The sequence below is a fragment of the Brachybacterium massiliense genome, from assembly GCF_900184245.1.
GTDB classification, from domain to species: Bacteria; Actinomycetota; Actinomycetes; order Actinomycetales; family Dermabacteraceae; genus Brachybacterium; species Brachybacterium massiliense.
On the sequence record NZ_FXXB01000008.1, the window covers coordinates 1,205,401 to 1,231,017 of the forward strand.

The following is a 25,617-nucleotide window of genomic DNA, read 5'->3' on the forward strand; positions in this document are numbered from 1 at the left end:
GGGCGCGCCTCAGCGGCGCAGCGCGTGCCGCAGGGCCTGCTCGAGCGTGGTGTGCGCGGGCTCGAACCCGCTCGCGCGCAGCCGGGCGTCGGAGATGTTCTGGTCGACGTCGATCAGCTCGTCCGCTGCGGCGGATCCCAGCACCGCGCGCGGTCCGAAGCCCGGCACGGGCACCAGGGAGGGGCGGTGCAGGACCCGGCCCAGGGTGCGTGCGAACTCGCCGGCGGTGACCGGCTGGGGGCCCACGCCGTTCAGCGGACCGGTCACGTCGGCGCTGAGCGCGGCGTGGGCGAAGGCGCGCACGATGTCATCGAGCGAGATCCACGAGGTCATCGCGTCGGCGCGGGTGAGCCGGCCGCCCACCCCGGCCAGGAACAGCGGCAGCTGGGGCAGCAGCGGGCCGCCGCCGTCGGTCAGCGCCATCCCGGTGCGCACGAACGCGACCCGCACCCCGGCCTCTTGGGCGGCGTGGGTGGAGCCCTCCCAGTCGCGCACCAGATCGGCGAGGAACCCCTCCCCTCCCTGATCGGCCTCGGTGAGCAGTTCACCGGGGCGGCGCGGGCCGTACAGCCCGATCGCGGAGGCCTGGACCAGCGCGGCGGGCCCGTCCCGCATCCCGGCGAGGGTGCGGGCGATCAGGCTGGTCCCGTGCACGCGGGAGTCGCGGATCTCGCGGCGGGCGCCGGCGCTCCAGCGGGCCGCGATCGAGCGCCCGGCGAGGTTGATGACCACGTCCACGCCCTCGAGGTCCGCGGGGTCGAGCTGGCCGGCCTGCGGGTCCCAGGAGATCTCCCCCTCGCCCACCTCGGGCTCGCGGATCATGCGGCGCACGGTGTGCCCGCCGGTCTCGAGCAGGGCTGCGAGCTGCGTGCCGATCAGGCCGGAGGAGCCGGTGATCGCGATGGTGCGGCGCGGCAGATGCGCCCAGCGGGCGTGGAAGGCGAGGTCATCACGCAGCTGCCGGGCGCGGAAGCCGAGCAGGCGGTGCATCTGGGCCTCCGCCAGCGGTTCGAGACGCTCGAGGCGGCGCGGGAGCTCGAGGTCGATGCTGTCGTGGACCTCGGTGATGGCCTCCGCGACGCTGTCGATGCGGTGCTCGTGTCGCCAGGTGCGGAATGGGCCATGCACCTGCTGGTCCACGAAGCGGCCCTCGGGCTCGTGCTCGAGATGGCGCAGGATCCAGTGGGGGCGCAGCGCGGTCGGCAGAGCCGAGGGCCCCACCCGCACGCCCACCAGACGGCCGGCGCGCATGCCGCCGGTGGCGGGATCGTCGGCACCGGCGAGGCCGGGCGGGGTCAGACGCACGAGCGCTCCAGGCCTGTCGTACCAGGCCATCACCTCGGAGCACGGGCGGGGCACCCGATGGACGGTCTCGATCCTCACGGCGACTCCCTGCCTCGACGATGATGAATAGCCAGGCTAGCGACCTGCGGGCCGCAGGGGAAGGTGCGCCGAGCGCCGCGGCGCGAGCGATCCGCCGACGCGCAGCACCATCCAGGCCGCCGCGAGCCACAGCACCCAGGAGGCGCCGTCGAGCAACCAGGCGGTGCCCGGATCCACCGGGCCGATCACGTTCTGCTCGATCGCGACGCGGACGCTGCTGAACAGGCCGTGGCCGAGCACGGCGGTCCAGGCGGTGCCGGAGATCTCGCGCAGCGCCGCGAGCAGCGGTGCCACCGCGACGATGGTGCCCAGGTAGCTCACGGCCCCGCGGGGCGTGAGCCCCAGGGCGAGCACGATCGGGGCGTGCCACAGCGCCCACAGCCCGCCGATCAGCAGGGACAGGCGCCAGAAGCCGAGCGGGGCGAGCTGGTCGTGCAACCATCCCCGCCAGCCGGCCTCCTCGCCGATCGCGAACAGCGCCTGCATCACGAGCACCGCCGGGACCGCCAGCAGCAGCGAGGTCAACGGCACCGGGCCCGCGATCGGCGGGGCGCCGGCGCCGAGACCGATCAGCACCCGGGCCAGCGGCACCATCGTGAACGCGGTGATCGCGGCGAGAGAGGTGATGAGAAGCGCCGGCCATGAGGGGACGGTGAGCGCGAGGGCGCGGTGCCAGGGGCGGCCGCGTCGGCGCACCGCGAGCGCGGCGAGCAGCGGGGTCAGCTGCGCGATCGGCACCACCAGTCCGAGCGCCGCCTCGGGCAGCAGGTCGAGGGCGAAGGGCAGGGAGAGCAGGGTGGTGGCGCCGACGGCGAGGGCGAGGAAGACGAGCAGCCGTGGGAAGTCGAGGCGGTGCGGGCGGTCGCGGGCCTCGACGTCGAGGGACGATCCGGGCGCGGTGCCGGAGAGGGCGTCGGAGGAGGGGGCTGCTGGGGCGGGCGAGGCATGGTGCGCTCCTGAGCGGGATGCGCGGGCCCTGGGCGGGTGCCGCGTCGTGATCCACCGTAGGAATCGGTGCTGCCTGCCGGTACGGGGGCATCCGCCCGCCCGGGGTGGGGTCATCCCCCGCCTGCCGTCGCGGGGCCGCGGGGTGCGTCCGGGCATGAAGCGACCCCTCGCGCACCTGCCAGAGCTCACCTGCCCTTGCTGCCGTCAAGCCCTGGGGGAGTTCAGCAAGATGACACCGCACGAGGGGTCGCCACCAGTGTAACGGCTCGTCGGCCCCGGGTCCGCGCCGCGCGGGGCGATCCCGCTCACGACACGCCGCACCGCACCCGCACGCCTCCCCGCAGTATCGCCCCGACCTGCGCGCTCGCGTCCGCCACGCCGGACGCTCCATCACGAACGGGCAACGGGGACCTGGATGAACTCTCAGAATCGGAGCGCGTCCAGTATGTTCCATTCAACACCAGAGGGTGACCGCGGTCACCTTCTATGCGCGGCGCCAAAGGTGTCGCCGCTTCCCCTCTCCCCAGGAGCGCACATGTTCTCAGAGCTCATCTCGGGCGCCAACATCCTGATCTGGTCGGTCCCGCTGATCGGTCTGTGCCTGCTCGCCGGTCTCTACTTCACGATCCGCACCGGCCTCCTCCAGGTGCGCAACCTCCCGGACATGATCGATCAGCTCAGGAAGGGCGAGACCTCGCCGGACGGCACCTCGTCCTTCCAGTCGCTGATGATGTCGCTCTCGGGCCGCGTGGGAATGGGCAACATCGGCGGCGTCGCCACCGCGATCGCCTTCGGCGGCCCCGGCGCCGTGTTCTGGATGTGGGTCTCCGCCTTCCTCGGCGCCTCCACCTCGTTCATCGAGTGCACCCTGGGCCAGATCTACAAGGAGAAGGACCCGGACACCGGCGAGTACCGCGGCGGTCCGGCGTACTACTTCGAGAAGGCCTACAAGCACAAGGCCCCCGGCCTCTCGGTCTTCTACGGCATCCTCTTCTCGATCGTCACGATCCTCGCGATGAGCTTCTTCCTGCCGGGCGTGCAGGCCAACGGCATGGCCTCCGCGATCGACAGCGCCTGGGGCGTCCCCGCCTGGGTCACCGCCATCGGCCTGGTCATCCTGCTCGGCTTCATCGTGATCGGCGGTGTCAAGCGCATCGCCCGCTTCGCGGTGATCGTGGTGCCCGTGATGGCGATCCTGTACGTGATCATCGCGCTGGTGGTGTTCTTCCTGAACTTCTCCGAGATCCCGCGGGTGTTCGGGCTGATCTTCGGCAGCGCCTTCGGCATCCAGCCGATCTTCGGCGCGATCATCGGCCTGGCCATCAAGTGGGGCGTCCAGCGCGGCATCTACTCCAACGAGGCCGGCCAGGGCACCGGCCCGCACGCCGCGGCCGCCGCCGAGGTCTCCCACCCCGCCAAGCAGGGCTTCGCGCAATCGTTCTCGGTGTACATCGACACCCTGTTCGTGTGCTCCGCGACCGCGTTCATCATCATCTCCACCGGCATGTTCAACACCTTCGAGAACGAGGAGTGGCTGGAGGGCGAGTCGCCGGTGATCGGCAGCGGTGTGGGCGAGATGTCCACCAGCGTCGAGCCGGGCCCGAACTACGTCCAGTCCGGCCTCGACTCGGTGTTCCCCGGCGCCGGGCCGTCCTTCATCGCGATCGCGCTGTCCTTCTTCGTGTTCACCACGATCGTGGCCTACTACTACATGGCCGAGGTGAACCTGAACTACCTCACCCGCAAGATGAAGAACCGCGTGGCCGCCCGCGGCATGCTCCGCGCCCTACAGGCCCTGGTGCTGGTGTCCGTGGCCTACGGCGCGGTCACCACCGCCGGCGCCGCCTGGGGCCTCGGTGACATCGGCGTGGGCTCGATGGCCTGGTTGAACATCATGGGCATTCTGTTCCTCCAGGTCCCGGCGCTGAAGGCGCTCAAGGACTACCGCGAGCAGAAGAAGCAGGGCCTGGATCCGCAGTTCGATCCCCGCAAGCTCGGGATCGAGGGTGCGACCTTCTGGGAGCTGCGGGCCGACGGCATGAACCTCCAGGGCAAGGCCGGTGGCGAGCTGCCGCCCGAGCAGCTGGGGATCGACACGAAGAAGTGACCCCTCCGGGGCCGTGACCGCTCGGCCCCGCACAGCACGGCGCCCGGTGCCGCGTGGATCCTCCACGTGACACCGGGCGCGGTGCTGTCTGCGAGCAACCGGGGCGCGGGGCCCGAGACGGGTGCCGAGGCCCCAGGGGCGGAGTCGGCTCAGCTCAGGCGGTGCGCCGGGGAGACGGTCTTCGCCGGGTCGGTCTCGGGGATCTCGCCGAGCACCTCGTCGATCCGAGCCTTCACGTCGGCCTCGAGCGTGATGCCGGCGGCCTTGACGTTCTCGGTGATCTGCTCGGGGCGGGAGGCGCCGATGATGGCGCCGGCGACGTTGTCGTTGCTGAGCACCCAGGCCACGGCCAGCTGCGCCATCGACAGGCCCAGCTCCGCGGCGATCGGCTCGAGGCCTTGGACCGCCTCGAGCACCTCGTCGTCCAGGAAGCGCTTGATCATGTCCGCGCCGCCCTTCTCGTCGCGGGCGCGCGAGCCCTCGGGCAGCTCGGCCCCGGGCTTGTACTTGCCGGTGAGGATGCCCTGCGCGACCGGGGACCACACGATCTGGGAGATGCCGAGCTCGCGCGAGGTGGGCACCACGCGCTCCTCGATCACGCGCCACAGCATCGAGTACTGGGGCTGGTTGGAGATCAGTTGGATGCCGAGCTCGCGGGCCAGCTGATGGCCGGCGCGCAGCTGATCGGCGTTCCACTCGGAGACCCCGATGTACAGCGCCTTGCCGGAGTGGACCACGTCGGCGAAGGCCTGCATGGTCTCTTCGAGCGGGGTCGCATCGTCGTAGCGGTGGGCCTGGTAGAGGTCGACGTAGTCGGTCTGCAGGCGCTCGAGGGAGGCGTCGATCGACTCGCGGATGTGCTTGCGGGAGAGGCCGGTGTCGTTGTGGCCCTTGGGCCCGGTGGGGAAGTAGACCTTGGTGAGGATCTCGAGGGACTCGCGCCGCTCGCCCTTGAGCGCCTCGCCGAGCACCACCTCGGCGGCGGTGTTGGCGTAGGTGTCGGCGGTGTCGAAGGTCGAGATGCCGGCGTCGAGCGCGGCGCGCACGCAGGCGCGGGCGCGCTCGTCCTCCACCTGGGAGGCGTGGGTGAGCCAGTTGCCGTAGATGATCTCGCTGATCTTGAGGCCGGAGCGGCCGAGGTGACGGTGTTCCATGGGCTTCACCCTATGGCCGCCCGTCGTACGGAGCGCAGGGTCTATCCTGGTGGCCCATGTCACAGTGCGGTGGTCTCGCCGCTCGTCGGCACGCTCTCGGAAGGGGACGACCATGACCGGAACCTCCACCACCCCCGCGCCGCAGTCCGGGCAGCCGCCCGCTCCGCCGCTGCCCGAGCCCACCGAGGCGGATGACGTCCTGGAGATGGAGCCGACGGTCGAGGGCGAGGACTTCTCCCGCGTGGCCTTCACCGCCGCGGCGGTCGCCCAGATCCAGCGGCTGATCGACCGCAACGGCCCGCTGATGTTCCACCAGTCCGGCGGCTGCTGCGACGGCTCCTCCCCCATGTGCTACCCGGAGGGCGACTTCCTCACCGGCGATGCCGACGTGCGGATGGGCCATGTCGAGGTGCCGCTGCCGGACGGCACCACCAGCCCGCTGGACTTCTGGATGAGCCGCGAGCAGTTCGCCTACTGGCGCCACACCCATCTCACGATCGACCTGGTGGATGGCCGCGGCGGCGGGTTCAGCCTCGAGACGCCCGACGGGAAGAGGTTCCTGACCAGGTCGCGGATGCTCGAGGAGTGACCTCGGCGCTCAGCGGGCGTCGGCCCCGGCGTCGGCCGCGGGCGGGAGCGGGGTCAGAGGGATCATCCGCATCGCGTGCTCGCGATGGGCCATCATCCGCAGGGTGAGCAGCAGCGGTTCGAGCATCACCGTGCCCACCACGACGCGGTGCACCGCGTCGTCGTCGCCGTCGGGGAACGCGGCGATATCGCGCGCGGCGACGAGGTCCATCGCGTCGGCGTAGTGGTCGAGCATGGCGTCATCGATCTCGATGCCCGCGTCCTCGCACGCCTCCCACACCCGCGCCAGGCGCGCGAGCAGCAGATCCTCGGGGATATCCGACCAGCCCCTGCGCCGCATCCAGTCGAGGGCGCGGGCCCCGGAACTCGTCTCGTCCTCATGCGCGTCCACGGGGGTCTCGCCCTGCAGCAGGGCGTCCTGGGCGGTGGCGAGCACGTCGATCCGTGTGGGTTCCGGGGCGTCGAGGACGCCGACGATCCGCCGCACCATGGCGATGCCGAGCCCGCCGGCGTCGGTCAGGGCACGGATCAGGAGGATCCGCTCCACGTGCGACTCGCCGTACTCGGCCGTGGTGCGGGAGGTGGGCTCACCGGGGGCGAGGAGACCCTCGCGCAGGTAGAACTTGATCGTGCCGACGGGCAGCTCCGTGCGCGCGGCGAGCTCGGAGATTCTCATCGTCCTCCTTCCCGGTCAGCGGCATCGGACGCCCCGATTGTGCCCCACGCCCGCCGTCGCGTGCGGGGCGATCCATGCGCCTCGCCCCTTGACGCCGAGCCCCGTCGGCCCCGTTCTTGGAAACCACCACTTTCTCGTTGAGCCGAGAATGCCATGGGCCTCTCTCCGTCGGCCGCAGACCCCCGAATCTGACCCATGCCGAGCCCGACAGACTGGTGTTCTCCTACATCGGTATGACGATCCGCGCTGCCTGGCGCCCCGGGGGCGGATGGTCAGATACGGGATCATGTGCGAGGAGTACGGCTATATGACCGTAGTCATCGCTATGTCGCCACTACCTGACCAGGCTCCGCGCCACCAGGCGGCTCACGCCTGGCACGCCGATCGCGCGGCGCCCGATCTGCTGCAGGCGCAGCTGGAGGGGACTGGACGGGGTGAAGAACGAGGCGCTGCGACGCCCGGAGCGCTGCACCGCCTCGACCGTCGACCGCCACCGCCGCTCGTACTCGGCGAGCCCCGCCTCGAGATGCGGCCCGGTCGCGCGAAGGCTCCTGGCGAGCGCCTCCGCCCCCGCGATCGCGAGGGAGGTGCCCTGCCCGGCGAGCAGTGAGGGGGCATGGGCGGCGTCCCCGGCGAGCACCACCCGGCCATTGCTCCAGCGGGGCGCCACGGACTGGGCCACGAGGTCGTCGTAGAAGCTCTCCGGCGCATGGACCAGCGCGCGATCCACCTGCGGATGCAGGCCCGCGAAATCCCGCTGGAGGCGCTCGCGGTCCGGGGTGGGACGCTGGGTGAGCGCGGGGTCCACGCGCTCGGCGAGCATCACACCGACGCGGGCGGCATCGGCGGCATAGGCCCAGCCCACCCGGCCCACGGTGTCCGTGATCAGCAGGCGCTCCCCCAGCTCGGCCGCGAGCCCCGGGTCCTCGTACAGGTAGCTCGCCACCCGGTACCCCATCGGCAGGATCCCGCCATGACCGGGAGCGACGATCTCCCGGGCGAGCGAGCGCACCCCATCGCAGGCGATCACCAGGTCGGCAGAGATCTCGGTGCCGTCGGCGAGCTCGACCAGGGCGCGGGTGGGAGCGCCCGCTCCCCGCAGTCCTGTCTGGCGCAGGGCCACCGCTCGCGCCGAGTATCGCAGCTGGACCGAGGCGGGCAGCTGCGCGAGCAGCCCCAGCTCCACCTCGGGCCGCAGGATCGAGAAGTACCGACCGCCGGTCGCGCGGGCCAGGGGGCCGACGTCGATCCGCCCGGTCTCGGTCCCATCCGGCGCCGCGTAGCGGATCCCCTCGAAGACGTGGCCTCGAGAGCGCAGCTCCTCGATCAGCCCCATCCGCTCCGCGGCGACGTAGCCGGGGCCGAAGAAGTCGATCATGTAGCCGCCTCCGCGCGGGCCCGGGGAGGCCTCGAGCACGGTGACGTCATGATCCGGGACGAGCTGATGGGCGAGGGCGAGGCCGGCGATGCCGCCGCCGATGAGGGTGACGTCCATGCTCCGACGCTACCCGGGCATGCTCCGACGCGCCCGGGCATGCTCCGACGCGCCCGGGAGCGCGTTGCAGAATTGGGGTATACGCACGCTCTATACCCCAGTTATGTCACGCCCGCGGGCGGGGCTGGCGGCGCGAGGGGCGCCCACGGGAGGGGCGGCCCGCGAGCCGAGCCCCTGCCCCCGCTAGGCCCCGGGCTCCTCACCGACGGCGGCGACCTCGCCGGTCACGGCGGGGGTCGCGCCGGTGGTGGCGCCCTCGAGCACCGCGTCGTCGGCGTCGGGATCCACCCCGGAGGCGAACTGCGACCAGTACAGGCGGTGGTAAGCGCCGCCCGCCTCGAGCAGCTGCTCGTGGCTGCCCTGCTCGACGATGTCGCCGTGCTCCATCACGAGGATCACGTCGGCATCGCGGATGGTGGAGAGGCGGTGGGCGATCACGAAGGAGGTGCGGTCGGTGCGCAGCGCCGCCATCGCCTCCTGGACCAGCACCTCGGTGCGGGTGTCCACGCTCGAGGTGGCCTCGTCGAGGATCAGCAGCGCGGGGTCGGCGAGGAAGGCGCGGGCGATGGTGATCAGCTGCCGCTCACCGGCGGAGACGTTCGCACCCTCGTCCTCGATGACGGTGTCGTAGCCGTCGGGCAGGGTGTGCACGAAGCGGTCCACGAAGGTCGCGGTCGCGGCGGCGACCACCTCCTCGTCGCTCGCCTCGAGACGGCCGTAGCGGATGTTCTCCCTGATGGTGCCGCCGAACAGCACCGCGTCCTGCAGCACCATGCCCACCCGCGAGCGCACGGCGCCGCGGTCCAGGGCGCGGATGTCCACGCCGTCGAGGCGGATCTGCCCGGCGTCGATCTCGTAGAACCTCATGATGAGGTTGACCAGGGTGGTCTTCCCGGCGCCGGTGGGGCCGACGATCGCGATGGTCTGCCCCGGTTCGGCGACGAGCGACAGGTCGCTGATCAGGGGCTTGTCCGGGGTGTAGGAGAAGGCGACGTGATCGAACTCGATCCGGCCGCGGGTGGTACCGGTGAGCTCCGCGCGCTCGATCCGCTGCTCGCGGACCTCACCGTCGGCGTCGATCGACCGAGCGGTGATCTCCCCGTCGGTCTCCTGCTCCTCGGCGTCCAGCAGCTCGAAGATGCGCTCCGCGGAGGCGACGCCGGAGATCAGCATGTTCGCCATCCCCGCCACCTCGCCGAGCGGGGCGTTGAACTCGCGCGAGTACTGGATGAAAGCCGTGACCTGGCCCAGCGACATCTGCCCGGCCGCGATCCGCAGACCGCCCACCACGGCGATGCCCACATAGCCGAGGTAGGTCACCCACTGCATGATCGGCATGATCATGCCGGAGTAGAACTGGGCTTTGAAGCTCGCCTCCCACAGCTCCTCGTTGCGCTCATCGAACTGCTCGCGCATCGAGTCCTGACGATCGAAGACGGTGACCAGGTCGTGACCGGTGAAGGACTCCTCGACGTGGCCGTTCAGCCGGCCGGTGTTGCGCCACTGGGCGGTGAACAGCTTCTGCGACTTCGCGCCGATGATGCCGATGACCACGGCAGAGATCGGCAGGGCGATCAGCGCGATCAGCGCCAGCTGCCAGGACAGCCAGAACATCATCACGGTGATGCCCACGATGGTCAGCACCGCGTACACGAGCGAGGCGAAGGCCTGCTGCAGGGCGGTCTGGACGTTGTCGACATCATTGGTGGTGCGGGAGAGCAGGTCACCGCGCTGGCGGGTGTCGAAGTACTTCAGCGGCAGGCGGTTGACCTTGGCCTCGATCCTCTCGCGCAGCCGGTAGACGATGTTCATGACCACGTCGTTGAGCAGCCGGCCCTGGAGCCAGTCGAACAGCGCCGCGACCACGTACATGCCCAGCACGATCAGCAGCAGGCGCCCGAGCGCGTCGAAGTCCACGCCCTGCCCGCTGAGGAAGCCGTCGAAGATGACGTCCATCGCGTCGCCCAGGATGGCCGGTGCCCACACGGTGAGCACGGTCGAGATGATGCCGAAGGCGAGCACGACGGCGAGGCCCAGCTTGTGGTCGCCGAAGGTCTTGAACAGCCGGATCGCCGAGGGCCAGAAGGCCTTGGCCTTGCGGGGCGCGCCCTCGCCCCACTCGTTGCTCATCGAGTCCTGCATCTCGAGGATCTCAGCCTCGGTGAGCTCGGCGCCCCCGACGTTCTTCGCAGCCCGCTTCTCGGAGCTCTGCTTCTTCGCGCTCATGCCGTCTCCTCCACGGTGATCTGGGAATCGACGATCTCCCGGTAGGTCTGCGAGCTCTCGAGCAGCTCCTCATGGGTGCCGCGGCCCACGATGCGGCCCTCCTCGAGCACCAGGATCTGGTCGGCGCCGGTGATGGTGGAGATGCGCTGGGCGACGATGATCGTGGTCGCGCCCCGGGTGTGCTGGGCGAGGCCCTCGCGCACCTTGGCGTCGGTGGTGACGTCGAGCGCGGAGAAGGAGTCGTCGAAGACGTACACCCGCGGCGCGGCGACCAGGGTGCGGGCGATGCACAGGCGCTGGCGCTGGCCGCCGGAGACGTTCGTGCCGCCCTGGGAGACGGCGGAGTCGAGGCCGGTCGCGGCGGTCTCGCCCTCGCCGGTGGTGCGGTCGGTGACGAACTCGGTGCCCTGGGCGACGTCGAGCGCCCGCCACAGCCGCTCGTCGTCGGCCGTCGGATCCCCGAAGCGGAGGTTGTGGCCGATGGTGCCGGAGAACAGGTAGGGCTTCTGCGGCACCAGGCCCACCGCGGCGGAGATGCTCTGGCGGGAGAGGTCGGTGACCGGGACACCGTCGATCAGCACCTGGCCGCTGGTCGCGTCGTGGAGGCGCGGGATGAGGCTGACCAGGGTGGTCTTGCCAGCGCCCGTCGAGCCGATGATGGCGGTGGTCTTCCCCGCCTCGGCGGTGAAGGAGACACCGTCGAGCACGGGCGATTCCGCGCCGGGGTAGGCGAAGGTGACGTCGCGGAACTCGATGCTCGCGCCGCCCTCCCCCTCGAGCGGGACGGGCTGGGCGGGCTCGGCGAGGGTGGGGACGGTCTCGAGCACCTCGCTGATGCGTCGGCCGCTGATGATCGCGCGCGGGAACATCATGAACATGAAGGTGCCCATCATGACCGCCATCAGGATCTGCAGCAGGTACTGCATGAACGCGGTCAGCGCGCCCACCTGCACCAGCTCCGCATCCACGCGGTGACCTCCGAACCAGAGCACGGCGGCGGTGGCCAGGTGCAGCACGATCGTGATCGCGGGGCCCATGATCACGAACAGCCGGCCGATCCGCACCGAGGTGTCGGTGAGGGTGGCGTTCGCGTCGCGGAAGCGCTCGGTCTCGTGCTGTTCGCGCACGAAGGCGCGCACCACGCGGATGCCCATGATCTGCTCGCGCATCACGCCGTTGATCGAGTCGATGTTGTCCTGCATCCGCTGGAACAGCGGCATCAGCTCCCGCACCAGGAACCCGACGATCAGCATCAGCAGCGGCACCGACACCCACACCAGCCAGGACAGCCCCGGATCCTCCTGGATCGCCATGATGATCCCGCCGATGGACATGATCGGCACCATGACCATGAAGTTCAGCGTCATCAGCACCAGCATCTGCACCTGCTGAACGTCGTTGGTGGCACGCGTGATCAGCGTGGGCGCGCCGTAGCGGGCCATCTCCTCGCTCGAGAAGCGGTCCACGCGGGTGTAGATGGAGCGGCGGATGTCCCGGCCCATCCCCATCGAGACCCGCGCCCCGAACCACACCGAGGCGATCGCGGTGATCAGCTGCACCATCGCCACCAGCAGCATCAGGCCGCCGACGCGCCAGATGTAGTCGGTATCGCCCGTGGCCACACCATTGTCGATGATGTCGGCGTTGAGGCTGGGCAGGTACAGGGTGGCCAGCACGGTGGCGAGCTGGAGGACGGCCACGGCCGCCACATGCGGCAGGTAGGGCCGCAGATGGCGCCGGATCAGGGTCCAGAGCATGGGGGTCTCCCGAACAGGGGGTGGCGGGCCGACGGGGGTGAGCGGCCGAGGTCTTGTTCAAGCGTTCCTGTCCTCCGCCGGGGGCGGCCGGGGCGGGCCGCGCCCCTGCATTCTCACCGACCGGCCCGGGAGGGCGCACCCGACTTTCGGCGGTGCTGCGGGATGGGGTGGAGCACCCTCCCCCGCGAGATCAGACCCCGGCGTCCTCGCGCGATGCCTGCACGAGCTTCTCGACCAGAGCGTCCGGGATCGGCTTCGACGGGGTGAAGGTGATGCCGGTCTTGGTGGCCTTCAGCCCGGCCGCCGCGATCTCCTCGGCATGCTCGGCGAGCGCTCCCGCCTGCAGATACAGACCGCACTGCCTGCTGAACGCCGCATAGCTCGCGACGACGGTGCCGCCGATGAGGAGGAGCGTCCTCAGCGTACTCCCGACGCTCAGGCCTCCTCGGCCGTGATCTCCGCGAGCAGCTCCCGCACCCGTCGGTCGATGTCGTCGCGCACCAGGCGCATCCGCTCGACGCCCTCGATCCCGCGCTCGGAGGGCTCGTCGGTGATCCAGGTGGTGATCGTCCCTGCCATTCCCGGGACCGGGTCGACCACGGCCTCGTTCCCGAGCACCACCACCCTGTCCACGCGGGCCAGGAGCACGGGATCGATCGGCGTCGGGGACCCGGCGGACATGTCCGCTCCGGCCTCGGCGACGACCTCTGCCGAGAGGGCGTTGATCGCCGTGCCGGGCCTGGTACCGGCGGAGTGGACCTCGACGGCGCCGGCAGCGTGAGCCTCCATCAGTGCGGCGGCGATCTGTGACTTGCCGCCGTTCTTCACGCAGACGAACAACACGGACGGGATGGAGGGCGCGGGGTTCGGGGTGCTCATGCGGAGACCTTCTGCTCGGTGCGGGCGGAGGAGGGAACGGTGGGGTCGCCGGGGAACAGGCGCCTGCCCAGCCACAGCGAGACGTAGACCAGGCCGACCAGCACGGGCACCTCGATGAGGGGGCCGACGACGCCCGCGAGCGCCTGCCCCGAGGTGACGCCGAAGGTGCCGATCGCGACGGCGATCGCGAGCTCGAAGTTGTTGCCGGAGGCGGTGAAGGCGACTGTGGTGGAGCGGGCGTAGTCCATCCCGACGGCCCGGCTGAGCAGCAGGGACCCCACGAACATGAGCACGAAGTAGAGCAGCAGGGGCAGTGCGATGCGGGCCACGTCCGCCGGGGCGGAGAGGATCGCGTCACCCTGCAGCGCGAACAGGAGCACGATCGTGAACAGCAGCCCGTAGAGGGCGAAGGGGCCGATGCGCGGCAGGAACCGGTTCTCGTACCAGTCCCGGCCCCTGGCACGCTCCCCGAGGATGCGGGTGAGGAACCCTGCCAGCAGCGGGATGCCGAGGAACACCAGCACGCTGAGCACGATCGCGCCGACGGAGAACTCCACCGAGGTGGTGGACAGGCCCAGCCACGAGGGCAGCACCTGCAGGTAGAACCAGCCGAGTGCGCCGAAGGCGAGCACCTGGAACACGGAGTTGATCGCTACCAGCACCGCGGCGGCCTCGCGATCGCCGCAGGCGAGGTCGTTCCAGATCAGCACCATCGCGATGCAGCGGGCGAGGCCCACGATGATCAGTCCGGTGCGGTACTCGGGCAGGTCCGCGAGGAAGATCCAGGCGAGGGCGAACATGAGCGCCGGGCCGACGACCCAGTTCAGCACGAGCGAGGTGATCATCAGGCGTCGGTCGGCACCGATGCGACGGGTCTCGTCATACCGCACCTTCGCGAGGACCGGATACATCATCACCAGCAGTCCCACGGCGATCGGGAACGAGACGCCGGCGATGCTCACGGCCTCGAGCGCGGGCGCGATGCCGGGGACGATGCGGCCCAGCAGCAGTCCCAGGGCCATCGCGAGCAGGATCCAGACCGGCAGGTATCGGTCCAGGAACGACATCTCCCCAGCAACTCTCGTGGGCGCCGCAGGAGCGGAGGTGGTCGACATGAGGGGAACTGCCTCTTCCTATAGACGGATATCGATGCGAACGCTAGCCTGTCGCATAGATGGCCGTCAATGTAAGGTGAGCCCATGACTCCTTCGACCTCCTCCCGTCCGGTGCGCCTCTCGATCGGGACGTCCGCCGAGGCATCCGGGGAGTCCTGCGGGCCCGCCGACACCGCGTGCGCACCCGCCCCGTCGGGCGCGCTGGACTGCTGCGCCCTCGGCGCCGGTCCGATCGACGCCGTAGAGGCGGAGCACCTGGCCGGTCGCCTCAAGGCGCTCTCCGATCCCACCCGCCTGCAGCTGCTCTCCCACGTCGCGGCGCGCGGCTGCGGTGATGTGTGCGCCTGCGACCTCGCAGCCTCGCAGGGCATCTCGCAGCCGACCGTCAGCCACCACATGAAGAAGCTGGTCGATGCCGGGCTGCTCACTCGGGAGCAGAATGGCCGCTGGGCGCACTACTCGGTGGTCCCGTCAGCCTTCGCCGAGCTGCGCGCCTTCCTCGACCTGTCCTGACCCCTCGCCCCCTCCAGGAGCCGCCATGTCCGATCGTCCCAGCGTCCTGTTCGTCTGCGTCCACAATGCCGGGCGCTCCCAGATGGCGGCCGGCTGGCTGCGCCACCTCGCGGGAGACCGCATCGAGGTGCGCTCGGCCGGCTCCGCCCCCGCCGATTCGATCAACCCCGCGGCCGTCCAGGCGATGGCGGAGCAGGGCGTGGACATCACCGCCGCGTCCCCGACCGTGCTCACCCGCGAGGCCGTCCAGCTCTCCGACGTGGTGATCACCATGGGGTGCGGGGATGCCTGCCCCATCTTCCCCGGCAAGCGCTATGAGGACTGGGAGCTGCCCGATCCTGCTGGTCAGGGCGTCGAGGCGGTGCGCCCGATCCGCGACGACATCCGCGCTCGCGTCGAGGAGCTGATCGCGAGCCTCGGAGCCTGACCGGCGCTCGCCTGTGCGCGGCACCGCTGCCGGATCAGCCCGTGACCAGCGCCGCCACCATCGGCAGCGTCACCGTCATCACCAGGGCGTTCAGCACCATCGCGGCGCTCGACCAGCCGCCGGAGACCGTCGACTCGGACAGCACCCTCGAGGTGCCGATGCCGTGCGAGGTCAGCCCGATCGCAAAGCCGCGCGCCCGCTCGTCCCGCACCCTGATCAGGGTCAGCAGCGCCGGGCCCACCACGGCGCCGAGCACCCCCGAGATCAGGGTGAGCACCACGGCCATCGGCACGGACGCCTGCAGCGTCTCGGCGATGGTGAGGCCGACGGGCGAGGTCACCGAGCGCGGCAGCGCGGCGCGCAGCATGGCCTCGTCGGCCCCGAGTCCCACCATCGCGCCCACCGTCACCGCGATGCTCACCAAGCCGCCGAGCACGAGCGTGAGCACCACCGCCGGCGCGGAGGAGGCCAGCGCCCGCCCGTTGCGCAGCAGCGGCACCGCGAGGGCCACGGTCGCGGGGCCCAGCAGCAGGGTCAGCAGCGTCACCTGCTGCATGTACAGGGCATACGGCATCCCCATCAGCTGCAGCACCGCCGCTACCCCGATCACCGTGATCAGCACCGGGGAGAGCAGACCGGGCCGGCCCAGGCGGTGGTAGAGCGCGTAGGAGACCAGGTAGATCCCGAGGGTGAGGGTGAGGCCGAAGACGGGCAGCTCGTACAGCGCGCTCATGCCGGCTCCCCCTCGGGACCGCCCGCAGTGCCGTCGGCTGCGCCGCCCGCGGCGCCGTCTGCTGTGCCGTCGGCTGTGCCGCGTCGGCGGTCCTGGCGGCGCAGCAGCGCCTGCAGCAGCGCGCCGCTGAGCAGGAGAGTCGCCACGAAGGATCCGCCCACGGCGAGCGCGATCGGCAGCGCGTTCTGCGCGAGGGCCTGCATCTCGAGCACGATCCCCACGCCCGGCGGGACGAACAGCAGCTGCAGGTGCGCCAGCAGCGGGGTCGCGGCGGGCTCGGCCGCGCGCACCACGGCTCGGGTGGGGCGCAGCAGACCCAGCCCCACCAGCAGCACCAGGCCGATCACCACCCCGGGGATCGGCAGGCCCAGCAGCGCCTCCGCAGCGAGACCCACCATCTGCACGAGCAGCAGGATCACCAGTCCCAACAGCACGGGCGGGAGGAGGGCGGCGCGGGACATGAGGACATCGTGCCATCGCGGAGCCGACGCCGCGGTGACGGGATACTGGTGGGATGCCCCTGGACTTCCCGCTGCGCGGCGACCGCCTGGACCTGCGCCCCTTCGTCGAGGCGGATCTCGAGGCGATGCATCGCGTCTACGGCGATCCGGAGGTGATGCGGCATGTGGGCGAGGGCGGGGCCGTGACCGCTGAGGAGTCCGCGCGGATGCTGGCCGCGTATCGCGAGCATCAGGCCCAGCACGGCTTCGCGTTCTGGGCGGTGTGCGACCGGGCCACGGGCACGCTGATCGGGGACGCCGGGCTCGAGGTCACCGCGGACGGAGTCGAGCTCGGCTACACGCTCGCCCGGGCATGGTGGGGGCGAGGCCTGGCCACCGAGGCGGCGCGGCTGTGCGTGGCGGCGGCCTTCGGCCCGCTCGAGCTGCCGCGTCTGCTCGCGGTCGCCGACGTCGACAACCCCGCCTCGGCGCGGGTGCTCGCGCGGCTCGGCTTCGTCGACGAGGGGCGGGTCATCGCCTATGGACGGCCCCACCGGAGGTTCGTGCTCGAGCGCTGAGGTTCCGAGCGCCGAGGCGTGGAGAGCCATGCCAGCGAGCAGGGGGCTGACCTGATGATGCACCCAGTTCCCTCCTTCACGACGGTTGCCGGACCGTCGACTTCCCGGTGCCGAAGTGGAATGTTCGGCGATACCCTCGTGCCATGTCCGTCACTCATCTGTCCACCAGCGCCCAGAACTACCTGAAGGCGATCTGGGGGCTGTCCGAGTGGAGCGATGAGGCGGTGACGTTGACGCTCATCGCCCAGCGTGTCGGGGTCGCGCTGTCCTCCACCTCCGATGCGGTGCGGAAGCTCACCGAACAGGGCCTGCTGACCCACGCCCGATACGGCGCGGTCGAGCTCACGGAGACCGGTCGCACCTACGCCCTGACGATGGTGCGACGGCACCGCTTGATCGAGACGTTCCTCGTGGAGGTCCTCGGCTACCGGTGGGACCAGGTCCATGACGAGGCCGAGGTGCTCGAGCATGCCGTCTCGGACCTCATGGTCGAGCGGATCGATCATGTCCTGGGTCGCCCCGTGCGCGATCCTCACGGCGATCCGATCCCCACGGCGGAGGGTGCCGTGACCATCCCCGACGCTCGGCGCCTCACCGAGGTCGGTGTGGGCAGACGGGTCGTAGTGGAGCGGATCTCCGACTCGGACCCGTCGATGCTGCAGTTCTTCGCCTCCCAGGGCATAGGCGTCGGGGTCACGCTCACGGTCGAGGCAGGCGCACCCTTCTCCGATGCGCTGGAAGTGCATGCCGCCGCATCGAGCGCGCCGGTCCTGCTGGGGCGCGCGGCGACGGATGCCCTCTACGTCTCGACGGAACCGGCCTGATCCGCAGGCAGACGCACCGCTCCGCGTCGATGACGGCGAGCCCGGGAGCCCTGCCCGAGGAGACCGTGCTTCGGGCCCAGGAGGTAGACGAGAGCGAAGGCGCAGCCCTGGGTGACGACGACGAGGCCCCCGGGTGAGGCGTCGGCCCAATAGCTGATGTAGATCCCGAGCACCGAGCAGAGGGAGGAGAGCACCGGTGCGATCACGAGCATCCGGCCGAAGCGATCGGTGAGCAAGTACGCGGTGGCTCCCGGGATGATCAGCATCGCGACGACCAGCACGACTCCCACGACCTGGAGGGCGACGACCGCGGTCAGCGCGAGCACCCCGAGCAGCAGGGCGCCGAGGACGCGCGGGGACAGGCCGATGGCATGGGCATGCGTCGGGTCGAAGGCGTAGAGCGTCAGATCGCGTCGCGTGAGGACGAGGACGGTGAACGCGGCACTCGCGAGGACGGCGACCTGGACCAGATCTGCACGGGAGACGCCGAGGATGTTGCCGAAGATGATGTGATTGAGGTCGGTGTGGCTGGGGGTGACCGAGATGAGCACCAGCCCCAGCGCGAAGAGCGTGGTGAAGACGATGCCGATGGCGGCATCCTCCTTGACCCGGCTGGTCCCACGCACCAGCCCGATCAGCCCGACGGCGGCGACGCCGAAGACGAGCGCACCGAGGGCGAACGGGACGCCGAGGATGTAGGCGATCACCACGCCGGGGAGCACGGCATGGGAGACCGCATCGCCCATGAGCGACCAGCCGATCAGCACGAGCCAGCACGACAGGAGCGCGCACACCACCGCCGCGATCACGGTGGTGACGAGTGCACGGGTCATGAAGTCGTACGAGAGCGGTTCGATGATCCAGTCCAGCGGGGTCATGCCACTCCGTCCCGTCCGAGCACGTCCAGGCCGAAGGCGAGCGCGAGCCGTTCGGGCGCGAGGGCCTCGTCCACCTTCCCGTGGAAGAGGACCTTCTGCAGCAGCAGCACCGCCTGGTCTGCCAGCTGCGGCAGCGCATGCAGGTCGTGGGTGGAGACCAGAACGGTGCGGCCGTCATCGGCGAGCGCGCGCAGGAGCTCGACGATGGTGGCCTCGCTGCGTTTGTCCACGCCGGCGAACGGCTCGTCCAGCAGCATGATCCGCGCATCCTGCGCGATCGCCCGGGCGACGAAGGCACGCTTCTTCTGCCCGCCGGAGAGCTGACCGATCTGCCGTTCGGCGTACGCCGTGAGCTCCACCTGCTCCAGGGCGTCGTCGACGGCGAGACGGTCGCAGGCCCGCACTCGTCGCGTCGGGCCCTGGCGACCGAACCGGCCCATCATCACCACGTCGCGCACGCAGACGGGGAAGGACCAGTCCACCGCCTCGCTCTGGGGCACATAGCCCACCGCTCCCCGCCGGCGTGCACGGGCGGGCGATGCGCCATCGAGCAGGATGCGGCCGCTCTCGGGCCGGATCATTCCGGTGATCGCCTTGAAGAGGGTCGACTTCCCCGAGCCGTTCATCCCGATCAACCCCGTCACCGCCCCCGTCGGCACCTCGAGCGATACGTCGTCGAGTGCGAGCGCCTCGCCGTAGCGGACGGTCACGCCGTCGACCTCGATCGCCGCCGTCACGAGTCGCTCCCCGTGAGTGCTGCGACGATCGTGTCCGTGTCGTGCCGGATGAGATCCAGGTAGGTGGGCACCGGCCCGTCGGCCTCGGAGAGGGAGTCGACGTACAGCGTCCCCCCGAAGCGTGCGCCCGTGGCGCCGACGATCTGCTGCATGGGGGCGTCGGAGACGGTGGACTCGCAGAACACGGCCGGCACGTCGTTTTCGTCGACGAACTCGATCACGGCGGCGATCTGCCGCGGCGTCGCCTGCTGCTCGGCGTTGACGGGCCAGATGTACTTCTCCGTCAGCCCGGCATCGCGGGCGAGGTAGGAGAACGCACCCTCGCAGGTCACCAGTGCTCGGTGGGAATCCGGCAGGCCATCGAGCGCGCCGACGAGATCGTCCTGCACCTCCTGGAGCTGCTGCGTGTAGAGCTCCCCGTTGCTCTCGTAGTCCGCCGCGTGCGCCGGGTCGAGATCGCTGAAGACGTCGACCATGTTGTCGACGTACACCTGCACGTTCTTCGGGCTCATCCAGGCGTGGGGGTTGGGTGTGCCCGCATAGGCGTCCCCGGCGATGTCGATCGGATCCACCCCCTCGGACACGACGGCGTGGGGCGCGTCCGCCTCCTCGACGAACTGCGCGAACCACACCTCGAGGTTGAGCCCGTTGTCGAGGATGAGGTCGGCGTCCGCAGCTCTGCGGATGTCTCCCGGAGTCGGCTCGTAGCCGTGGATCTCCGCCCCCGACTTGGTGATCGATTCGACCACCAGGTGCTCGCCCGCGACGTTCTGTGCGATGTCCTGCAGCACGGTGAACGTCGTGAGCACCACCGGCTTCTCACCGTCCGCACCCTCTGTGCCCACCTCTGCGGAACATCCCGCGAGCACCAGCGCAGTGCTTGCTGTGATCCCTGCCAGCGCTGTCTTCCATCCCCCGTGTCCGAGCATCCGTGACTCCTCTCCCTTCCGACCGCGACCACGGTGGTCCCGACCCGCTGATCCTAATGTTAGGCACGCCGAAGTTATCAAATCGGCGTGGCGTAACCGAAATGGGCAACACCCCTGATATCACTACATGTGGCGCCTGACCGCCCATCGGGCACAACATCTAGACCGTCCGCAGGGGCGAGCACTGCTGCCTGGCCGGCCCCGTCATCTCCCGCAGATGCGGCGTCCCGGAGCTCTCTCGCTTCGAGCTCCTGGGCACCCGCACGCCGTCGACCGCGTGGACGACGGGCTCGACCGCTTCTGGGAGCAGGCGCAGCCGGCCGACGACACGTAGAACGAGAACAGGAGAACGACATGACCATCACATCGACCGCCAGAGGGTCGATCACCCCTCCCGGGTACCGGCACGATCCCGCCGCGCGGCTGCGCCCGATCAACTGGAACCGGGTCGACGACGAGAAGGACCTCGAGGTGTGGAACCGGCTGACCGCGAACTTCTGGCTGCCGGAGAAGGTGCCGCTGTCCAACGACCACCAGGCCTGGCAGGGCCTCGCTCCCCACGAGCGCACACTCACCATGCGGGTCTTCACCGGACTCACGATGCTCGACACCGTGCAGGCCACCGTCGGCGAGGTGTGCCAGATCCAGGACGCCCGCACCGAGCACGAGGAGGCGGTCTACACCAACATCGCGTTCATGCAGTCCGTCCATGCTCGCTCGTACTCTTCAGTGTTCTCGACCCTGACCAGCACCCGTGAGATCGACGAGGCGTACGAGTGGGCGATCGGCAATGACCTGCTGCAGGAACGGTGCAAGAAGGTGCTGCACCATTACTACGGGCCCGACCCCCTGAAGCGGAAGGTCTCCTCCACCCTTCTCTCGAGCCTGCTGCTCTACGCCGGCTTCTACCTGCCCCTGCACTTCTCCGTGCGCGCCACCCTCACGAACACCGCCGACATGATCCGGCTGATCCTGCGCGACAAGGCCGTCCACGGCTACTACTCCGGCTACAAGTACCAGCGAGGCCTCGACGCGCACCCCGATCGTCGTGACGAGATGGGCGAGTTCACGTTCGCCCTGCTCGACGAGCTCTACGAGCTCGAGCTCGACTACTCCGGTGAGCTCTACGCACCGCTCGGCCTGATGGAGGACGTCTCCGCCTTCGTGCGCTACAACGCGAACAAGGCCCTGATGAACCTCGGCTATCCGGCACGGTTCCCCGCTGACGAGACGATGGTCAGCCCCGAGATCCTCGCGGCCCTCGCGCCCAGCGCGGACGAGAACCACGACTTCTTCAGCGGTTCCGGCTCGAGCTACGTCATCGGCAAGGCCGAGCACACCAGCGACGACGACTGGGACTTCTAGGTGCTCGGATCGGTCCGTCGGCGAGGCCTCAGCCGGCCGGCGTGGTGACCTCGGCGTGCGTCCAGCTCCCGCCCTCGCGGCGGTAGCCGAGACGGCGGTGGCGACGGTCGTGCCGGGCCTGCAGGAACTCGTACCGCTCCGGCTGCAGCGCGTAGACCTGCCAGTCCGGGTTCGGCCGTCCGTCCGATGTGGGGCGGGCCAGCCAGTCCGCCCGGGAGGTCTCCTCCTCGAGGGCGTGCACGGTCCCGCCGATCTGCACCTGCCGTCCGCTCTCGCGCCAGAAGAACGTCATCGCCGCCCGCGGATCCGCCGCCAGCTGCTCGCCCTTGCGGGAGGTGCGGTGGGTGGAGACGTGCAGCCCGCGCTGGTCGAGATCCTTGAGGATCAGGGTGCGGCCGACGGGGCCGCCGTCGGCGCCGAGGGTCTGGAAGGTCATGGCATGCGGCTGCCGCACCCCGGCCGCGATCGCGTCCTCGAGCCAGCTCAGGAGCAGCTCGGCCGGGTCCTCGGGGGCGGCGCCCGGGTCGAGCTCGGGCATGTCATCGGGGAAGGAGGGCAGGGCGCGCAGACGCGCGGCGAGATCGCTCATGCCCCCATCCTCACCCCGCCGGCCCCGCCGACACACCGCAGGTTGCCGAGGTTTCGGGCCGCAGTTTGCCGAAGTTCTGCGGCCGCAGGACCGATGCGAGCGCACACATCGGTCCCTGGGCTTCAATACTTTGGTGTCGGGGCGGCCGAGCCGAGCGCGGGGCGCGCGGACGGAGGCGCGACCGGACCGGACCGAGCCGGCGCAGGCCGGCCCCCGCTCACTCCATGAAGATGCCGTTGCCCGGGCCGATGGGGAGGTCGAAGAAGAAGAACACGGCCAGGATGACGGTCCACACCACCCAGAACGGGATCACGAACGGGAGCATCCGCGCCATCAGCGTGCCCAGGCCCGCCTCGGGCTCGTACTTCCGCAGCATGCCCAGCAGCACGATCATGTACGGGTTCATCGGGGTGATGACCTGGGTGGCGGAGTCGCCCACGCGGAAGGCGGCCTGGGTGAAGGCGGGCTCGTAGCCGATCAGCGCGAACATCGGCACGAACACGGCGCCCATGATCGCCCACATGCCGGAGCCGGAGATGATGAACAGGTTCAGCACGCTCGCCAGCAGGATGAAGCCGATGATCGCGGCGAAGCCGGTCAGGCCCGCGTTCTCGAGGCCCGCCGCTCCGGTCACGGCGATCCAGGTGCCGATGCCGGACCAGTTGAACAGCGAGATGAAGTTGCCGAGGATGAACGCGAGCACGATGAACGGCAGCATCTCCTTGAGCGCGTCGGACATCATCTGCACCGCATCGCGGGTATTGCGCAGCGTCCCGACGATCACGCCGTAGGCGGTGCCCACCACCATGAAGTACGCGACCACGATGAACACGATCGAGCTCAGCAGCGGGGACTTCGGCAGGAAGCCGCCGTCCTCGTTCCGCCACGGGGAGCCCTCGGGCAGCACGGCGAGCAGGATCAGCGCGGTGAGCACGACGCCGCTCAGCACCGCGACCAGCAGGCCCTTGTTCTCCTTCGGGGTGAGGGCGGCGCGCATCTGCTCGGCGCTCTCGGCGGAGTCCTCGGCGTCCTCCACGGCGACCTCGTCGACAGGAACGTTCTGGCGGCGCAGGCGCGGCTCGATCAGCTTGTCGATGATGAAGCCGGCCACGAAGCCCAGGATGAGCGAGGAGACGATGTTGAACCACCAGTTCGACACCGGGTTCACAGCGGTGAACTCGAAGCCGGGCAGAGCGTCCATCACGGAGGTGGTGATGCCGGCGAAGAGCGCATCGAGCGAGGTGGGGAAGATGTTGGTGGAGTAGCCGGCGCCCGCCGCGGCGAAGCCGCCCAGCAGGCCTGCCACGGGGTGGCGCCCGGCGGCCTTGAACACCAGGGCCGCCAGCGGCGGGACCACCACGAAGGCGGAGTCGGCCATGATCGAGGAGACCACGCCCACGAAGCCCACCACGTAGGGCAGCAGCCAGGCCGGGGCCGAGCCGAACAGCTTGCGGATCGCGGCGGCGAGCAGCCCGGAGTGCTGGGCGATGCCGATCGCGAGCAGGATCGGCATCACGGTCACCAGGGGCGGGAAGCCGATGTAGTTGATGCCGAGGTTGGTGGTCAGCCAGGCCATGCCCTCACCGGTGAACAGGCCCTTGATCACCGTCGGCTCGTCGGAGCCGGGCACCTGGACCACGACGCCGGCCATCTCCATGCCGGTCGAGACCGCTCCCGTGATCAGGAACAGCACGATGAAGAGCATGAACGGTTCGGGCAGCTTGTTGCCTGCCCATTCGACCCAGTTCAGGGCCCGATCGGTGAGTCCGGACTTCGCGGGCCCGGTCTGTGCAGCGGTCATGGGGGACTCCAGAGGGGTATCGGGACGAGGAGGTCAGTCGAAGTAGGCGGGCACGTCGATCGCGCCCCCGGCAGCCTCGAACTCGGAGGCGACCGACGCCGCCAGCGCCGGGTCGTGGAGCGTATCGAGCACGGTCGCGGCGAGGCCGTAGGCCCCGTCGGCCGCCGCGTCGCGCGCCTGCTCGGAGACGGCCCAGGTCGCGAACTCGCGGGTGTGCAGCGCGACCTCGGGCGGGGCGATGCGGATCACCGGGTGGATGCCGGGGACCCGGTAGCTGACGTTGCCGAAGTCGGTCGAGGCGGCGAGCGACGGGGAGACCACGCCGTGGGGCAGCGGGTCGCGGCCGCGGCGACGCTGCGCCTGCACCCAGCGCCCGGTGAGCGTCTCGTTGGTGCGCACCGGCAGAGAGGGCGGATGCTCGTCCCAGCGCACGGTGAGGCCGACGCCGGCCATCAGCGCCGCACCCCGGGCGACGTCCTCGACCCTCTCCGAGAGCACCTTCAGGGTCTCGGGCCGCTGCGAGCGGACGTACAGATCGAGCCGTGCGTGGTCGGGGATGACGCTGGCCCGCTCCCCGCCCTCGCGGATCACGGCATGGATACGGTCGGTGGGCGGGGTCTGCTGCCGCAGCAGGCCGAGCCCCTGATACATCAGGCTCGCCGCGTCCAGCGCATTGCGGCCCATGAAGGGCTGGGCGGAGGCGTGGGCGGTGTGCCCGTGGTACTCGACGGTGAGGGTGCGCCGCCCCAGCCAGGTCTGATCGGCGAGGTCGTAGCCGTAGGGGTGCGCCATCACCGCGGCATCGAGCCCCTCGAAGGCGCCCTCGCGCGCCATGTACTCCTTGCCCGTGTGGCCCTCCTCGGCGGGGGTGCCGAGGAACACGATGCGTCCCGGCACGGCCGACGGGTCCTCCTCGGCGATCGCCGCGAGGGCGAGGAACGCTCCCAGCCCCATCACGGCGATGACGTTGTGGCCGCAGCCGTGGCCCACGCCGGGCAGGGCGTCGTACTCGGCCAGGATCGCGAGCGTCGGCGCATCGTCGCGCTCCGCGCCGGCGCCGCGGATCTCGGCCCGGATCGCGGTGTCCAGCCCGTACGCCCCCACCTGCGCGTCGATGCCGTGCGCGGCGAGGGACTGCGCGAGAGCACGGGCGGAACGGTGCTCCTCGAAGGCGACCTCAGGGTGAGCGGCCAGGTCGAGCATCAGCTCGGTCATCTCGGCGGCCTCGCGTGCGATGAGCTCCTCCAGCCGGGCATGGAGCTGTTCCGAGGCGCCCTCGTAGGCGGAGCCCGGATGAACGGAGACGCGCATCGCGGCCTCGCGCTCCTCATCGAGCTGCCGCAGATAGCTGGTGGAGACCTCGGGGCATCGGGCCTCGGAACTCGCCGTCGACTCTGAAGACATGTCGGCCAATGTAAGGCAGATCGCACCTGCCGGGTGACGACTTGGCCGATCCGAGGAGGAAGGTTCACCGG

General features: G+C 70.3%; 24 protein-coding genes and 1 other RNA gene. 7 read left to right on the forward strand and 18 right to left on the reverse strand.

Features of this window, described 5'->3' with window-relative positions:
- Positions 1-9 precede the first annotated feature (9 nt).
- The 3 genes from BN4251_RS15400 to ffs all read right to left on the reverse strand — a co-directional run bounded on the left by BN4251_RS15400 (position 10) and on the right by ffs (position 2,583).
- A complete protein-coding gene (locus BN4251_RS15400) occupies positions 10-1,383 on the reverse strand; it encodes a TIGR01777 family oxidoreductase (RefSeq protein ID WP_087485904.1) in 1,374 nt (457 codons plus the stop codon).
- A gap of 36 nt (positions 1,384-1,419) precedes the next feature.
- Complete coding sequence (locus BN4251_RS15405) at positions 1,420-2,487, reverse strand: type II CAAX endopeptidase family protein (protein ID WP_245810384.1); 1,068 nt, start codon at positions 2,485-2,487, stop codon at positions 1,420-1,422.
- Positions 2,487-2,583: signal recognition particle sRNA small type (gene ffs / locus BN4251_RS15410), an RNA gene on the reverse strand. Before ffs ends, BN4251_RS15405 begins: the two co-directional genes overlap by 1 nt.
- Before the next feature lie 283 nt (positions 2,584-2,866).
- On the opposite strand from ffs, the gene BN4251_RS15415 reads away from it, so the two are divergent.
- Complete coding sequence (locus BN4251_RS15415) at positions 2,867-4,438, forward strand: alanine/glycine:cation symporter family protein (RefSeq protein ID WP_087485906.1); 1,572 nt, start codon at positions 2,867-2,869, stop codon at positions 4,436-4,438.
- Between the two features lie 149 nt (positions 4,439-4,587).
- Here the strand turns inward: BN4251_RS15415 and BN4251_RS15420 are convergent, their stop codons facing one another.
- Positions 4,588-5,592, reverse strand: coding sequence for an aldo/keto reductase family protein (locus BN4251_RS15420; RefSeq protein ID WP_087485907.1), 1,005 nt, complete (start codon positions 5,590-5,592; stop codon positions 4,588-4,590).
- Between the two features lie 112 nt (positions 5,593-5,704).
- On the opposite strand from BN4251_RS15420, the gene BN4251_RS15425 reads away from it, so the two are divergent.
- Positions 5,705-6,181, forward strand: coding sequence for a DUF779 domain-containing protein (locus tag BN4251_RS15425; protein WP_087485908.1), 477 nt, complete (start codon positions 5,705-5,707; stop codon positions 6,179-6,181).
- A gap of 9 nt (positions 6,182-6,190) precedes the next feature.
- On the opposite strand, the gene BN4251_RS15430 is transcribed toward BN4251_RS15425, so the two are convergent.
- From BN4251_RS15430 to arsB, 6 genes are all read right to left on the reverse strand, one after another.
- Positions 6,191-6,856: a MerR family transcriptional regulator gene (locus tag BN4251_RS15430; RefSeq protein WP_087485909.1), complete on the reverse strand. Its 666-nt coding sequence runs from the start codon at positions 6,854-6,856 to the stop codon at positions 6,191-6,193.
- A 334-nt stretch (positions 6,857-7,190) separates the two neighbouring features.
- The gene (locus BN4251_RS15435) at positions 7,191-8,351 is read right to left on the reverse strand and encodes an FAD-dependent monooxygenase (protein WP_087485910.1); all 1,161 of its coding nucleotides are present in this window, start codon (positions 8,349-8,351) and stop codon (positions 7,191-7,193) included.
- A 183-nt stretch (positions 8,352-8,534) separates the two neighbouring features.
- Entirely contained in the window at positions 8,535-10,577 is a 2,043-nt protein-coding gene (locus BN4251_RS15440; RefSeq protein WP_087485911.1) for an ABC transporter ATP-binding protein, read from the reverse strand.
- Positions 10,574-12,334, reverse strand: coding sequence for an ABC transporter ATP-binding protein (locus tag BN4251_RS15445; RefSeq protein WP_087485912.1), 1,761 nt, complete (start codon positions 12,332-12,334; stop codon positions 10,574-10,576). Before BN4251_RS15445 ends, BN4251_RS15440 begins: the two co-directional genes overlap by 4 nt.
- A 435-nt stretch (positions 12,335-12,769) precedes the next feature.
- Positions 12,770-13,213, reverse strand: a complete 444-nt coding sequence (locus BN4251_RS15455) for an arsenate-mycothiol transferase ArsC (protein WP_087485913.1) — start codon at positions 13,211-13,213, stop codon at positions 12,770-12,772.
- Positions 13,210-14,328: an ACR3 family arsenite efflux transporter gene (arsB, locus tag BN4251_RS15460; protein WP_087485914.1), complete on the reverse strand. Its 1,119-nt coding sequence runs from the start codon at positions 14,326-14,328 to the stop codon at positions 13,210-13,212. The genes BN4251_RS15455 and arsB overlap by 4 nt, the downstream gene beginning before the upstream one ends.
- An 84-nt stretch (positions 14,329-14,412) precedes the next feature.
- Between arsB and BN4251_RS15465 the strand changes: the two genes are divergently transcribed.
- Together BN4251_RS15465 and BN4251_RS15470 are read left to right on the forward strand one after the other, a co-directional pair.
- Complete coding sequence (locus BN4251_RS15465; protein ID WP_087485915.1) at positions 14,413-14,841, forward strand: ArsR/SmtB family transcription factor; 429 nt, start codon at positions 14,413-14,415, stop codon at positions 14,839-14,841.
- A 25-nt stretch (positions 14,842-14,866) separates the two neighbouring features.
- Positions 14,867-15,268 (forward strand): arsenate reductase ArsC, encoded by a 402-nt coding sequence (locus BN4251_RS15470; RefSeq protein ID WP_087485916.1) that lies wholly within the window; start codon positions 14,867-14,869, stop codon positions 15,266-15,268.
- A 34-nt stretch (positions 15,269-15,302) separates the two neighbouring features.
- On the opposite strand, the gene BN4251_RS15475 is transcribed toward BN4251_RS15470, so the two are convergent.
- A complete protein-coding gene (locus tag BN4251_RS15475; protein ID WP_087485917.1) occupies positions 15,303-16,001 on the reverse strand; it encodes an LrgB family protein in 699 nt (232 codons plus the stop codon).
- The gene (locus tag BN4251_RS15480; protein ID WP_087485918.1) at positions 15,998-16,462 is read right to left on the reverse strand and encodes a CidA/LrgA family protein; all 465 of its coding nucleotides are present in this window, start codon (positions 16,460-16,462) and stop codon (positions 15,998-16,000) included. The genes BN4251_RS15475 and BN4251_RS15480 overlap by 4 nt, the downstream gene beginning before the upstream one ends.
- A 53-nt stretch (positions 16,463-16,515) precedes the next feature.
- Here BN4251_RS15480 and BN4251_RS15485 point away from each other — a divergent pair, with 53 nt between their 5' ends.
- Both BN4251_RS15485 and BN4251_RS15490 read left to right on the forward strand, forming a co-directional pair.
- Positions 16,516-17,019: a GNAT family N-acetyltransferase gene (locus BN4251_RS15485; RefSeq protein ID WP_087485919.1), complete on the forward strand. Its 504-nt coding sequence runs from the start codon at positions 16,516-16,518 to the stop codon at positions 17,017-17,019.
- A 143-nt stretch (positions 17,020-17,162) separates the two neighbouring features.
- Positions 17,163-17,843, forward strand: coding sequence for a metal-dependent transcriptional regulator (locus tag BN4251_RS15490; protein WP_087485920.1), 681 nt, complete (start codon positions 17,163-17,165; stop codon positions 17,841-17,843).
- On the opposite strand, the gene BN4251_RS15495 is transcribed toward BN4251_RS15490, so the two are convergent.
- From BN4251_RS15495 to BN4251_RS15505, 3 genes are read right to left on the reverse strand one after another with little or no spacing between them, the layout of a single operon-like run.
- Positions 17,819-18,721 (reverse strand): metal ABC transporter permease, encoded by a 903-nt coding sequence (locus tag BN4251_RS15495; RefSeq protein WP_087485921.1) that lies wholly within the window; start codon positions 18,719-18,721, stop codon positions 17,819-17,821. The two genes, BN4251_RS15490 and BN4251_RS15495, sit on opposite strands and share 25 nt — an antisense overlap.
- Positions 18,718-19,458, reverse strand: a complete 741-nt coding sequence (locus BN4251_RS15500) for a metal ABC transporter ATP-binding protein (RefSeq protein ID WP_087485922.1) — start codon at positions 19,456-19,458, stop codon at positions 18,718-18,720. Before BN4251_RS15500 ends, BN4251_RS15495 begins: the two co-directional genes overlap by 4 nt.
- Positions 19,455-20,387 carry a metal ABC transporter substrate-binding protein gene (locus tag BN4251_RS15505; RefSeq protein WP_087485923.1) on the reverse strand — a complete coding sequence of 311 codons (933 nt, stop codon included), beginning with the start codon at positions 20,385-20,387 and terminating at the stop codon, positions 19,455-19,457. The genes BN4251_RS15500 and BN4251_RS15505 overlap by 4 nt, the downstream gene beginning before the upstream one ends.
- A 354-nt stretch (positions 20,388-20,741) precedes the next feature.
- Between BN4251_RS15505 and nrdF the strand changes: the two genes are divergently transcribed.
- On the forward strand, positions 20,742-21,752 hold the full coding sequence (gene nrdF / locus BN4251_RS15515) for a class 1b ribonucleoside-diphosphate reductase subunit beta (RefSeq protein WP_087485924.1): 1,011 nt from the start codon (positions 20,742-20,744) through the stop codon (positions 21,750-21,752).
- Between the two features lie 28 nt (positions 21,753-21,780).
- On the opposite strand, the gene BN4251_RS15520 is transcribed toward nrdF, so the two are convergent.
- From BN4251_RS15520 to BN4251_RS15530, 3 genes are all read right to left on the reverse strand, one after another.
- Entirely contained in the window at positions 21,781-22,341 is a 561-nt protein-coding gene (locus BN4251_RS15520) for a pyridoxine/pyridoxamine 5'-phosphate oxidase (RefSeq protein ID WP_087485925.1), read from the reverse strand.
- Between the two features lie 217 nt (positions 22,342-22,558).
- On the reverse strand, positions 22,559-24,142 hold the full coding sequence (locus BN4251_RS15525) for an AbgT family transporter (protein WP_087485926.1): 1,584 nt from the start codon (positions 24,140-24,142) through the stop codon (positions 22,559-22,561).
- Positions 24,143-24,175: 33 nt separating this feature from the next.
- Positions 24,176-25,546 (reverse strand): M20 family metallopeptidase, encoded by a 1,371-nt coding sequence (locus BN4251_RS15530; RefSeq protein ID WP_087485927.1) that lies wholly within the window; start codon positions 25,544-25,546, stop codon positions 24,176-24,178.
- Positions 25,547-25,617: the final 71 nt, after the last annotated feature.